Origin of the sequence: Corynebacterium casei LMG S-19264 (genome assembly GCF_000550785.1) — a bacterium.
Classification (GTDB): domain Bacteria; phylum Actinomycetota; class Actinomycetes; order Mycobacteriales; family Mycobacteriaceae; genus Corynebacterium; species Corynebacterium casei.
In genome coordinates, this window is sequence record NZ_CP004350.1 from 316,833 (window position 1) to 328,601 (window position 11,769).

At 54.8% G+C, this 11,769-nt stretch carries 9 protein-coding genes and 1 pseudogene; 5 read left to right on the plus strand and 5 right to left on the minus strand.

The genetic code is table 11. The features are described 5' to 3' along the window. Window positions 1–118 precede the first annotated feature (118 nt). Window positions 119–1,320 (plus strand): IS3 family transposase gene (locus tag CCASEI_RS01645; RefSeq protein ID WP_404825269.1). Its coding sequence is split into 2 segments (ribosomal slippage): window positions 119–413 and window positions 413–1,320, totalling 1,203 coding nucleotides; the frame shifts between segments, so codons are not numbered across the junction. 37 nt (window positions 1,321–1,357) lie between these two features. Beyond that, window positions 1,358–2,263: pseudogene (locus CCASEI_RS01650) on the plus strand (IS256 family transposase); the annotation flags it as partial. A gap of 40 nt (window positions 2,264–2,303) precedes the next feature. Here the strand turns inward: CCASEI_RS01650 and CCASEI_RS15675 are convergent. Next, on the minus strand, window positions 2,304–2,519 hold the full coding sequence (locus CCASEI_RS15675) for a type IV toxin-antitoxin system AbiEi family antitoxin domain-containing protein (protein WP_324766835.1): 216 nt from the start codon (window positions 2,517–2,519) through the stop codon (window positions 2,304–2,306). Between the two features lie 314 nt (window positions 2,520–2,833). Here CCASEI_RS15675 and CCASEI_RS01655 point away from each other — a divergent pair, with 314 nt between their 5' ends. Beyond that, window positions 2,834–3,112, plus strand: a complete 279-nt coding sequence (locus CCASEI_RS01655; RefSeq protein WP_006821559.1) for a hypothetical protein — start codon at window positions 2,834–2,836, stop codon at window positions 3,110–3,112. Between the two features lie 3 nt (window positions 3,113–3,115). Here CCASEI_RS01655 and CCASEI_RS01660 read toward each other — a convergent pair whose 3' ends face one another. Both CCASEI_RS01660 and CCASEI_RS01665 read right to left on the minus strand, forming a co-directional pair. Further along, entirely contained in the window at window positions 3,116–4,630 is a 1,515-nt protein-coding gene (locus CCASEI_RS01660) for a YhgE/Pip domain-containing protein (protein WP_006821560.1), read from the minus strand. Between the two features lie 57 nt (window positions 4,631–4,687). Continuing rightward, window positions 4,688–6,223 (minus strand): catalase, encoded by a 1,536-nt coding sequence (locus CCASEI_RS01665; RefSeq protein ID WP_006821561.1) that lies wholly within the window; start codon window positions 6,221–6,223, stop codon window positions 4,688–4,690. A 205-nt stretch (window positions 6,224–6,428) separates the two neighbouring features. Here CCASEI_RS01665 and CCASEI_RS01670 point away from each other — a divergent pair, with 205 nt between their 5' ends. Both CCASEI_RS01670 and CCASEI_RS01675 read left to right on the plus strand, forming a co-directional pair. Next, window positions 6,429–7,007, plus strand: a complete 579-nt coding sequence (locus CCASEI_RS01670; protein WP_050808056.1) for an RNA polymerase sigma factor — start codon at window positions 6,429–6,431, stop codon at window positions 7,005–7,007. A 316-nt stretch (window positions 7,008–7,323) separates the two neighbouring features. Beyond that, window positions 7,324–8,859 carry a membrane protein gene (locus CCASEI_RS01675; protein WP_025386962.1) on the plus strand — a complete coding sequence of 512 codons (1,536 nt, stop codon included), beginning with the start codon at window positions 7,324–7,326 and terminating at the stop codon, window positions 8,857–8,859. Between the two features lie 185 nt (window positions 8,860–9,044). Here CCASEI_RS01675 and CCASEI_RS01680 read toward each other — a convergent pair whose 3' ends face one another. Next, window positions 9,045–10,076, minus strand: coding sequence for an aspartate-semialdehyde dehydrogenase (locus CCASEI_RS01680; RefSeq protein ID WP_006821564.1), 1,032 nt, complete (start codon window positions 10,074–10,076; stop codon window positions 9,045–9,047). Window positions 10,077–10,153: 77 nt separating this feature from the next. After that, window positions 10,154–11,419: an aspartate kinase gene (locus CCASEI_RS01685; protein ID WP_006821565.1), complete on the minus strand. Its 1,266-nt coding sequence runs from the start codon at window positions 11,417–11,419 to the stop codon at window positions 10,154–10,156. Window positions 11,420–11,769: the final 350 nt, after the last annotated feature.

Here is an 11,769-nt window from a genome sequence, read left to right on the forward strand (position 1 = left end):
CGAGGTAGATATCGTTTTAAAGCCGCCCACGAATCCGCCAAAAACTCTCGGCACTGACCCCTGTTTGGTAGACACCTAATATCCCATCAACGTGGGACTGAAAGGTAATCTCCTCACTATGCCAAGCAAGACCTATACCGAAGAGTTCAAGCGTGATGCTGTCGCACTCTATGAGAATTCCTCGGGTGCTTCATTGACCACTATTGCCACTGATCTCGGGATCAACCGCGCTACCTTGCATAACTGGGTCAAAAGGTACGGGACGGCCGCGCGCACCACGATCATTACCCCGGATTCTTCCTCGTCGGCCTCGGTCACCGACACCGAGCGGATCCGGCAGCTTGAACGCCAAGTTAAACGCTTGCAAGAAGAGCGCGATATTTTGCAAAAGGCTGCTAAATATTTCGCGGAAGAGACGAATTGGTGATCCGCTTCCGGTTCGTTGACGACGCGCGAAAAACCTACCCGGTTAAGCGGTTATGTGAAGTTCTGACGTTGAATCGTTCCTCGTATTACAAATGGAAATCTAGTGCAGCCAAGCGCAAGAAACGCTTGTTTAGCGATGCTATCCTCGGCGCGAAAGTCAAGGCCGTGTTCGCCGCAGAAAAGGGCTGCTACGGCGCCAAACGCGTCACGGCAGAACTCAACGACAATCCAAAAGATAGACCTGTCAACCATAAACGGGTCGCACGGGTGATGAGGTCAATGAAATTGTTTGGGTTCACGAAAAAACGCAAAGTCACCACGACTGTTTCGGATAAGAAAAAACCAGTGTTTCCGGACCTAGTCGGACGGAAGTTCACTGCCGACAAGCCAAATCAGCTCTATGTCGGTGACATTACGTATTTGCCGATTGACGGTGGGGCAAATATGTACCTGGCTACCGTGATTGACTGCTATTCACGCAGGCTAATCGGTTTCGCGATTGCGGATCACATGCGCACTAGCTTGGTTCAAGATGCCCTCACAGCTGCCAAAGGCCAGCGAGGCAGCCTTAAAGGGGCAATATTTCACTCGGATCACGGCAGTGTTTATACCTCGCAAGCATTCCAGCAGACATGCACGCTACTTGGGGTGAAACAGTCGATGGGAGCAATTGGAACCAGCGCAGATAACGCCTTAGCTGAATCGTTTAACGCCTCAATGAAGCGTGAAGTGCTGCAAGATTCTAAAACATTCACTAACCAGCTGGTGTGTCGGAGGGAGGTGTTCCGGTGGTGCACCAGGTACAACACGATGCGAAGGCACTCGTGGTGTAATCACCTCGCACCAAACGTGTTTGAGCGGCACAATGAAGCTACACTCAAACGTGCTTCTTGATTAAATCCCTGTGTCTACTTTCCGGGGGTCAGGCCCCTGCTACTTGAAGGGCGTATCCACTCGCAGGATGAACGATCTTGTCGCCAGTTTGGGAATCAATAACCTGTCGAAGTCCCAGGTCTCTGAGATGGCGAAAGATCTTGATTTAATGGTCGAAGATTTTCGCACCAGGCCACTAGATACCGGTCCATACTTGTATGTCTCATGTGATGCGTTGACGATAAAAGTCCGTGAAGGCGGACGCGTTGTTAAAACCTCTGTTCTGTTGGCCACCGGAGTTAATGCCGAGGGTGACCTGGAACTATTGGGTATGCAGGTTGCTACATCTGAGTCTGTGGCGTCGTGGACTGGGTTCTTTAGGGATCTTAAAGCCCGCGGCTTGGATGAGGTCTATCTCGTTACCAGTGACGCGCATCTAGGTATCCAGCATGCGATTAGTGATGTCTTACCGAACGCGTCATGGCAGCGGTGCCGAACCCATTTCGCTAAGAACCTATCTGCGATGGTGCCAAAGACACAGTGGCCGACGCTATCGGCGATGTTTCATACGATATTCCAACAGCCAGATGCACAATCAGTCTGGACGCAAGCCCGCGAGGTCGTGGCGTTTTGTGAGGATAAGTTCCCACACGTCGCCAGTTACCTAGAAGAAGCTTTAGATGAGCTCTTGGCGTTTACCCACGCGCCGAAATCAGTGTGGAAGAAAGTCTGGTCGAATAACCCCACCGAGCGGTTGACCCGGGAGATCCGACGGCGCACAGATGTTGTTGGAATCTTCCCGAATCGTGATGCAGTAGTCAGACTCGTGGGTGCTGTGTTGGCAGAACAACATGATGATTGGATTCAGCAAAACCGCTACATGTCACTGACCAGTCTGGAGCAAACCAAGGCGATGATCACCGCCAACATCATCGACGCCGACACCACCAAGGAGGTCGCATGAACCAGTCACAGCACCAAGCACGTGCCGGTCCCTGACACCATCACACTGCTTGTTTCAACGAAAGGCAGAAACACCACTCGGGTGGACTTGACCTAATACGCACAAAGGCTCCTCTGTCCACGAGCCGGCTCATTTGAAATGCCGCGACGCCCAGCGACCTGGCCTGAGCAGACGTAACAAGACCCCATTGCTGAGACGCAAGATCTGCAGCTATTTCTAAAGCTTCATTCATTTTTGTGCTCCAATAATAGCGCATATGCAATTATTGAAGCATGCGCTTGAGATATGTCTCTAGCCTGAAGCTAGCTTTGGATGAAAACTGGGAAACGGCGCCGCATCCCTACAGCTGCGGCGCCGCCCTATTCCCTATCACTCACAACGGATTGGAGAAACCGTTAGTCCGCCCCCTAAGCGGACTACGTGAGCACTGCCCACAGTAGCACCGTCGAAATTGCCAAGTCCAACCTATTGCACCCTTCACAGGCACCTATTATTCAATTGCAAACATTCCAAAGCTTTTCCACAGATTTAGCCAAGCCACCAACGGCGCGCATACTAAGGTGGACAGGGATGATTACCTTTAATGAAGCAGCAGAAAAAGTCTTTCAGCACCGCGGACCTCTCGCAGGTGCGGCGGAAACCGAGACTCACTGGCTCTTTAGCGCGAGCCGCCCGGACAACTCCATCGGGCCGACTTTGGTCAACCGCGAGACCGGTGAGATTGAGCAGTATGACACCAACCCAAAGAATTGGCGCCCGGTACTGCAACAGTTCCGGGCGCAGGGGCCAACTCAGGTGCCAATCCCTGACGAGTTTTATGAGGCCCCGGAGCAGATCAAGGCTCCCTAAGAATTAGGGTGCAGGCACTGGTTCTACTTCGCGGGCCTGCCCGTCGCTTGGATCAGCTGGTTCTTCAAATACCTGCTGTGGCTTGCGGGTGATCACCGCAACTACAAAGCCAATGATAACGATGGCAGCCAACACAATCGCGGACGTCCACAACATGGTGGCGCTGCCTTCATTGCCGGCAGAAATCAGACCAGTGGTCGCCCAGTTCAACGGCGTCAGGTCCGCGAGCACTTGCCAGATGGTGCCCACCTCACCGGTGGTGGCCGTCTTCCAGACGTAGCCCACCAGGCCCACCTGCACAATGCCGGCCACAGCCGTTGCAATCAGTCCCGGTGTGGCCCCCATGCGCGCGAACACCGCGCGGGTCATCACGGTTGAAGCCAGTGATGCCAAAGTCATCATGACGGCGCCAACGACTAGGCCCAGCGGCGAGATAGATCCACCAAGCAACCACAGCAACATCGTGCCAGCCGCGACCAGACCAATCGTGCCCACGGTCAACGTAATAACCGGGCGGCCCAGACGATTAATCCAGGCCCAGCCCAATGCCGCACCGCCGAGCATCACCAATGCTGCAAGCAGCATGGCAACCACAGGGCTCAACGCGCCGGAGGTCTCCCCTTCTGCCGCGGCAAGTTCTGGGTCAACTTCCTCAGCACCTTCGCCCGCTGCTGGCGCCTGCACCGCTGGTAAGGCACGCTGCACTGCATCCGCCTTGGTCTTGTTCAGGTCGGCCATGGTCTTGACGCGATCAGCGCCATCGGCAAGCTCTTGCGAACCGCCAGTCAGATCCCCGGTACCCGATTGCAGCTCCTGCAGCCCAGCCAGCAACTGCTTGCTTCCCTCAGTCGCTGAGTAAACACCATCGTGATACGCATATCCCGGCACTTCCAGCTGATTAGCCAGCTCACGGGAACCATCTTGCAGCTCCGTGAGTGGTCCGGTGATTTCTTCACCGACATCAAAGTTTTCTAGTTGCTTCTTCAAATCCCCGATTGCAGAACGAATCTCTTTCGCGTCATCTGTATCGACGCCCTCCAGATCCTTTTCCGCCGCATCCACTGCCTCTAGCAGCTGGCCCTGAACCGCGCCTAGGCCAACCACCTGGTTGACCGCAGTATCTACGGCATTGGCCAACTCTGTCGCGCCATCGCCCAGTTGCCCCGTACCAGCCTGCAACTGCGTCATTCCGTTGGTCAGTTCCTGCGCGCCATCAACAAGCTGATCCACACCAGGTCCCAATTGGTCGGCGCCTTCGCGGAGCTCAGAGGTGCCATCTGCAAGCTGTTCTGCTCCCGTGACCAAGAAACCAGCCTGCGACTGCGCCTCACCCGCCGCGCGACGAGCATTCACAATGTCTTCCGCCGTGACCTGATCAGCCGGAGCCCCCGTAGCATCCTCCCCGCTCGACCACGCCTGGGACGGCTCCCAAGAAGTAGAAAACGCGAAAACCGCGCCCACAATAATGGGCACGGTCAAAAGCAACGACCATAGAGCGCGGGTGGTACGAGAAGTCATAGAAGAAAACTTATCTACCACCAGCGCCTTAATGGGCAAGGCGCACCGAGGGTGCGATTACTTCTTGGTTGCGTAAACTTCGCGAACGCGAGCGCCGAGCTCTTCGTCAACATTGGTCCAGTACTCATAGACCTGCTGCTCAACCTGCTCGGAGATGCCAGCCATTGCGTTGGTGATGTTGTCTACCAGACGCTCCTTCTCACCGTCATCATATACCTCGCGGTACAGGATGCCAGCCTGCATGAAGTCATCATCATCCTGGTGCTTCACGTAAGGAGCACGAACCAAGTCGGTGCCGTGTGGATCTGGGTTGACGTACAGGTCAGAAGCCTGGCCGTTAGGCTGAGCCGAGGTCTCACCGTCATCCAGGTAGCCAGCGCCCTTGCCATAGCGGTTAGGGCTGTACACAGGGTCATTCTCGTTGTTGAACAGGAAGGCCATGGAACCCTCGTGCTCGTAGGTGTTGACCTTGTCAGCGTTCAGTGGCTGGTTTACAGGCAGCTGCTTGTAGTTCGCACCAATGCGGTAACGCTGCTGGTCAGCGTATGCGAAGGTGCGAGCCTGAAGCATGCGGTCTGGGGAAAGGCCAACGCCAGGAACCAGGTTAGAAGGATCCAGAGCAACCTGCTCAATCTGAGCGAAGAAGTTGCGTGGGTTGCGGTTCAGAACGAAGTAGCCCACATCAACCAGTGGGTAATCCTTCTGGGACCAAGTCTTGGTCAGATCGAATGGGTTCCAGCGGTAGTTCTCTGCATCCTCGAAAGGCATGATCTGGACCTTAACGTCCCAGATTGGGTAGTCACCCTGCTCAATCGCGTTGTGCAGATCCTCACGGTGGTAGTCAGCATTCTTACCAGCCATCTCCGCTGCCTCAGCATCGGTGAAGGTCTCCCAGCCCTGACGGGTCTTGAAGTGGTACTTGATCCAGACTGGCTTGCCCTCTTCGTTGATCCACTGGAAGGTGTGGGAGCCGAAGCCGTCCTGGTGACGGGAGGTCTTAGGGGTACCGCGGTCACCCATCAAGTAGGTGACCTGGTGAGCGGACTCAGGAGTACGGGTCCAGAAATCCCACTGCATATCAGCGCTACGCAGACCGTTATTGCCAAGACGCTTCTGGGAGTGGATGAAATCTGGGAACTTCATGCCGTCGCGCAAGAAGAAGGTTGGGGTGTTGTTACCCACGATGTCGTAGTTGCCGTCTTCGGTGTAGAAGCGGAGTGCGAAACCGTGAACGTCACGCCAGGTATCAGGGGAGCCCTGCTCACCAGCAACGGTGGAGAAACGGACCATCATTGGGGTGACGGTGTCCTTCTGGAACAGCTTTGCCTTGGTGAACTCAGAAACATCTTCGGTGATGTGCAGTTCGCCGAATGCGCCGTGGCCCTTTGCGTGAGGGGTACGCTCTGGGACGCGCTCACGGTTGAAGTGAGCCAGCTTTTCAATCAGGTGGATGTCATTGAGGACGTTTGGGCCCTGTGGACCAGCGGTGATCGAGGTGTTCTCGGATGGGACAGGCTGACCAGATGGGCTAGTTGAATTGCCCTGGCCAGCGACACGCTCGCCCTTGTTCAGTACTTCATCAGCAGCAGACATTTGTGCTCCTAAGTCGTCGGGTTGATTGTCATGGGGTGCTTCCTATTCTAACCCCGTTTATAAACTTCGGCAAACAATAATCGAAGATTTATACGTTTTACCCAATATTCTCCGGGGCAATTGAAAAGATCTCCATATCGCCCCAGTTGAGCGCGTTTTCAACGCGGATTCATCTCCAACTTTTGACAGGATTACCACCATACGGATGACCCCCTATGTGGCTGGTAGATTCATAGAGGTGAATTCCAACCATGGGCGTGATGATGCGCGCGTTACTGAGCTTGCCTTGCAAGCCGGTCGCGGCGATCGGAGCGCACTCACGGAATTCATCCGCGCCACCCAAGATGATGTGTGGCGCCTGCTTGCGCACTTGGGCGGACCCGAAATAGCCGATGACCTCACGCAAGAGACTTACCTGCGTGTGATTGGTGCGCTCCCCCGCTTTGCCGCGCGGTCATCGGCACGCACCTGGCTGCTATCCCTCGCGCGTCGCGTGTGGGTGGACAACATCCGCCACGACATGGCCCGCCCACGGAAATCCGCCACCGAATATGAAGATGCCACCGCCCAGTCAGCCTCCCCTGAAAACTCCTCCGCGTGGGCCGAGTGGATCGATGCTCGCGCGCTGATCGATGCCCTGCCGGAAGACCGCCGCGAAGCGCTAATTCTTACCCAAGTTCTTGGCTACACCTATGAGGAAGCCGCAAAGATTGCCGGCGTTCGCGTGGGCACGATCCGCTCCCGTGTCTCCCGCGCACGCAAAGACCTCATCGAAGGCTCCTAGTTAACGGCTGCTATTTCCCAGCACCAGCCAATTGTTACGAAACATTGACACTACCTGGTTTCTACTCCACTAGCTGGCACATCACCACTAAGACTTCTCAGAAGTGGCAACCCTTTACTTCTTTTCCGGAAGACATAGATCACCACCCCGAGTAGGTTTGAAGTGTTGTACGGCTTCTTTAGCGAGATGCCCGTTATTTTTGCATCAGAGATTTGTTGGTATTCAGCCGACCGCGCGACGTGGGAAATAGCCATTGTTGGCAATGAGTACCTGCGTTTTGCGCGAGAAAAATTAATCGATTTGGAGTTGTCTTCCCATGATTAAACGCGCAGTGGGGATTTCCATGGCGTTTGTTGGCGTCCTTGTGGGCGCCGGTTTTGCTTCCGGCCAGGAAGCAATGCAGTACTTTGTTTCCTTTGGCGAGATGGGTTTGTGGGGCGTTCTCGTCGCCGCCGTCTTGACCACTATCACGGGTATTGCCGTCTTGCAGCTTGGCTCTTACTTCCAGGCGAATGAGCACACCGCGGTTTATAACCGCGTCTCCGGACCGATTACTTCCAAGATTTTGGATATCGGCACCCTTATTACTTTGTTCAGCATTGGCTTTGTCATGTTCGCCGGCGCTGGTTCTAACCTGGCGCAGCAATTCGATGGCCTCCCAATTTTCATGGGTGCACTCATTATGCTGATTCTGGTGCTCCTGACTGGTCTGTTGAACGTGGACAAGGTCACCGCAGTTATCGGCGCTATCACGCCAGTCATTATCATTCTGATCGTTGGCGTCACAGGCTACACCTTGCTTACCACGGACCTGGACGTTGCTGCGGCTCACGAATACGCGGTCAACAACGTTGACGGTCCGCTGCCTAACTGGTGGCTGTCTGCCATGAACTACACCGGTTTGAACATCATGTGTGCAGTGTCCATGGCGATTGTTATCGGCGGCAATATACTGGATAACCGTGCTGTTGGTCTGGGCGGCGTCTTGGGTGGTCTGACCACCTTGCTGCTGCTGGCCCTGCTGGTTTCTTCCCTGTTCTTTGTTGCACCAGAGGTTAACGGGACAGACCTTCCAGCCCTTGCCCTCATCAACGGTATTAACCCTGCACTGGGTTACATCATGACCTTCGCTATCTTCGGCATGATCTTCAACACCGCGGTGGGCATGTTCTACGCCATGGCGAAGCGTTTGACCCGCGATAAGCCACACCTGTTCTACCCCGTTTACGTAATTGCTTGTCTCATCGGCTTTGCTCTCTCTTTCGTCGGCTTCCAGCCCTTGGTTGCCAACGTCTACCCAATCTTGGGCTACATCGGTATTTTGATGATTGCTGTGATGTCCTTTGCATGGTTTAAGAACCGCGACAAGGTCAAGACCGAAACGGACCGCCGCATGCGCGCCCGCAAGCTGGTTGCGCGCAAGTTGGACCCACGCAAGCGCTTTAACAAGAAGAACGAGCGTGAGCTGGCAAAGCTAGCCAATGAATCCAACATGGCCACTCCAGAATTCGTCGAAGTTGTCTCTGATGAGGTCCTCGACGAGCTCGAATCCGATGCTGAGCTGGAAGACTTCGACCGTGAAGACCCAGCGCCTTCAGTCACCTATGTTCAGCACACCAAGCCAGTTATTCCCGCAATCGACGAGCCAGACACAACTTCAGCTGCGCCAACGACCTCAGCAGCAGATGGCGCTAACACTGAAACAACAGCAGGCAGCAACGCAACTCCTGCTAACGCGCCGGTTGGCAATCCAGACACTACAATCGATACAGCGGCCGCACCAACCACTACTCCGGATGCCGATCTTGATTTCGGCGGCCCAGAAGACTCAAACGCTACGCAAAAGAGCTAGCTTGCTCGCCTGCATGACTGTGTGCCGACTAGTTGGCTAGTTCGGCACAAGCGCAAGCTTCTACGAAGACACAACGCAAAAATCCACCTGTATTCGCTCTCGTTATGAGAAGCGTTCCAGGTGGATTTTTGTATTAGAAGCCTGCCGAGCTTTCTCGGAATTCCGTTCCCGGCAAGGCTGTGGTTTTAGACCAGCAGCTCAGCAATCTGGATGGTGTTTAGTGCTGCACCCTTGCGTAGGTTGTCACCGGCAACAACTAGGACAAGGCCCTTGTTGTCATCGGCGGACTGGTCCTGGCGGATACGGCCAACCAAAACCTCATCAATTCCGGTGGCGTCGAGTGGGGTTGGGACGTCAACTACCTTGACGCCGGCAGCAGTGCCGAGAGCTTCAAGGGCCTGCTCAGGGGTAATTGCGGAATCAAACTCAGCGTGGATGGTCATGGTGTGACCGGAAAAGACAGGCACGCGCACGCAGGTACCAGCAACGCGCAGCTCAGGAAGCTCCAAGATTTTCCGGGACTCGTTGCGCAGCTTCTGCTCTTCATCGGTTTCACCGGAGCCGTCATCCACCAGGTTGCCGGCCATTGGCAACGCGTTGTACGCGATTGGCGCAACATAAGGAGCGGTGTCCTCAACCTGCAGTGCGCTGCCAGTGCGCGCCAGCTCAACGTTGTGCTCACCGATCTGGTCAACCTGCTTAACCAGTGCCTCAACACCAGCGATGCCGGAACCAGAAACTGCCTGGTAGGAAGAAACGTGCAGGCGGTTAAGCCCAGCGAGGTTCGACAGCACCTTCAGCACTGGCATAGCAGCCATGGTGGTGCAGTTTGGGTTCGCGATAATGCCCTTGGAAGGGTTCTGCGCCGCATGCGGGTTGACCTCAGCCACCACCAAAGGAACCTCTGGATCCTTGCGGTAAGCGGAAGAGTTATCCACCACGGTTGCACCCGCGGCAGCGAAGACGGGCGCCCACTGCTTGGAAGTGGAACCCCCCGCGGAGAACAGCGCAATATCAACGTCAGCGACGGATTCCTCGGTTACCTGCGAGAGGTCTTCAACAACAATCTTGTCACCACGGAATTCCAGCTCAGTACCAGCGGAACGAGGTGATGCGAAAAAGCGAACCTTGTCAGCTGGGAAGTTACGCTCTTCCAAAATATCGCGCATAACTTGGCCAACCTGCCCGGTGGCACCAACTACTGCCAAAGTGGTCATGATTTATCTACCCTGTCTTTTAAAATCTTTTGTGTGTGCGCCAAGCCTTCCACAAGGCTTGCGCGGAAATCTAGAGCCTATCGGCCGGTGCCTGCGTAGACGGCTGCTTCTTCTTCGCCGCCGAGCTGGAACTTCTCGTGCAGTGCGCGTGCGGAACGGTCAAGGTCTGCCTCGCGTACGAGGACAGAAATGCGGATTTCAGAAGTCGAAATCAGCTCAATGTTCACATTCACATCACGCAGTGCCTCAGTGAAATCAGCGGTCACGCCTGGGTGCGACTTCATACCAGCACCAACCAAGGAAACCTTGCCCACCTGGTCATCGTATAAAACATTGCCCCAGGAGAATTCTTCCTTCATCTTGGACAAAATCTCCATGGCACGTGGGCCATCGGTGCGTGGGCAGGTGAACGTGATGTCAGTCTTGCCGTCTTCCAAAGAAGAAACGTTCTGCAACACCATGTCAATGTTGATCTCAGCGTCTGCGACCGCACGGAAGACCTTTGCGGCCTCACCAGGCTGGTCAGGAATGCCCAAGACGGTGACCTTGGCTTCGGACTTGTCAGTTGCTACACCAGTAAGTACTGCTTCTTCCATGGGAATATCCTCCATTGAACCGGCAATCAGCGTGCCGGCATCATTGCTGTATGACGAACGAACTCGAAGTGGAACATTAAAGGCACGCGCGTATTCCACGCTGCGCAGGACCAGAATCTTGGAACCAACCGCTGCCAGCTCCAGCATCTCCTCAAAGGAGAGCTTCTCCAGCTTCTGCGCGTTAGGAACAATGCGTGGGTCAGCGGTGTAGACACCATCAACGTCTGAGTAAATCTCACACACATCAGCGTTCAACGCTGCGGCAAGTGCAACCGCTGTGGTGTCGGAGCCACCGCGACCCAAGGTGGTGACATCGCGGGTGTCCTTATTAACGCCCTGGAAACCAGCCACAATACAAATGCGGCCCTTTTCCAGTGCTTCTTGCAAACGCCCCGGGGTGACATCAACAATGCGGGCATTGCCGTGGCGCTCAGTGGTGAGCACGCCTGCCTGGGAACCAGTGAAAGACTGTGCCGTAGCGCCCAAGGATTCCACTGCCATGGCCACGAGCGCGTTAGAAATACGCTCACCGGCGGTTAACAGCATGTCCATTTCGCGCTGCGGCGGAACTGGGTTGACCTGGGCTGCAAGGTCCAGCAGTTCATCGGTAGTGTCACCCATGGCGGAGCAGACAACAACCACGTCATTGCCTGCTTTTTTCGTCGCTACAATTCGCTCTGCCACTGCGCGAATGCGTTCGGCTGACTCCAGGGAGGAGCCTCCGTACTTTTGAACGATGAGGGCCACGTCGTGTTGCCGCCTTTCGCCTTGTCCTTTTATTTGCCAGTGGAAATTTTACGTTGTTTCGGCCGCCGCCACCGACTTCTTTTCATTCACCGCACCAGTTTGGTGAGGTGAATTATGGAATATAGGCGGTGACGTCGAACAACTGCTCAATTTCTATCACTTAGTAGTCAAATTCCTATCGTACAGGTTTAGCGTCTTTCTCCATAGTCCACACCCGCATTTTTGGGATCAATATTCCATTGACTGAAATGGTTTTTGCTTCAAGGAGGCATCGTCAAGCACTGGGCCAAGCACTGTCGAAACCTGAAGTTCTGTAATCTTGTCTCTCCATTTCCTCCATGACGGGTTTT

Bases quoted from the DNA above. Each gene is read 5' to 3' on its own strand.
- CCASEI_RS15675 (WP_324766835.1), bottom strand. From the start codon at position 2,519: ATGCGCTATTATTGGAGCACAAAAATGAATGAAGCTTTAGAAATAGCT.
- CCASEI_RS01655 (WP_006821559.1), top strand. From the start codon at position 2,834: ATGATTACCTTTAATGAAGCAGCAGAAAAAGTCTTTCAGCACCGCGGA.
- CCASEI_RS01660 (WP_006821560.1), bottom strand. From the start codon at position 4,630: ATGACTTCTCGTACCACCCGCGCTCTATGGTCGTTGCTTTTGACCGTG.
- CCASEI_RS01665 (WP_006821561.1), bottom strand. From the start codon at position 6,223: ATGTCTGCTGCTGATGAAGTACTGAACAAGGGCGAGCGTGTCGCTGGC.
- CCASEI_RS01670 (WP_050808056.1), top strand. From the start codon at position 6,429: ATGACCCCCTATGTGGCTGGTAGATTCATAGAGGTGAATTCCAACCAT.
- CCASEI_RS01675 (WP_025386962.1), top strand. From the start codon at position 7,324: ATGATTAAACGCGCAGTGGGGATTTCCATGGCGTTTGTTGGCGTCCTT.
- CCASEI_RS01680 (WP_006821564.1), bottom strand. From the start codon at position 10,076: ATGACCACTTTGGCAGTAGTTGGTGCCACCGGGCAGGTTGGCCAAGTT.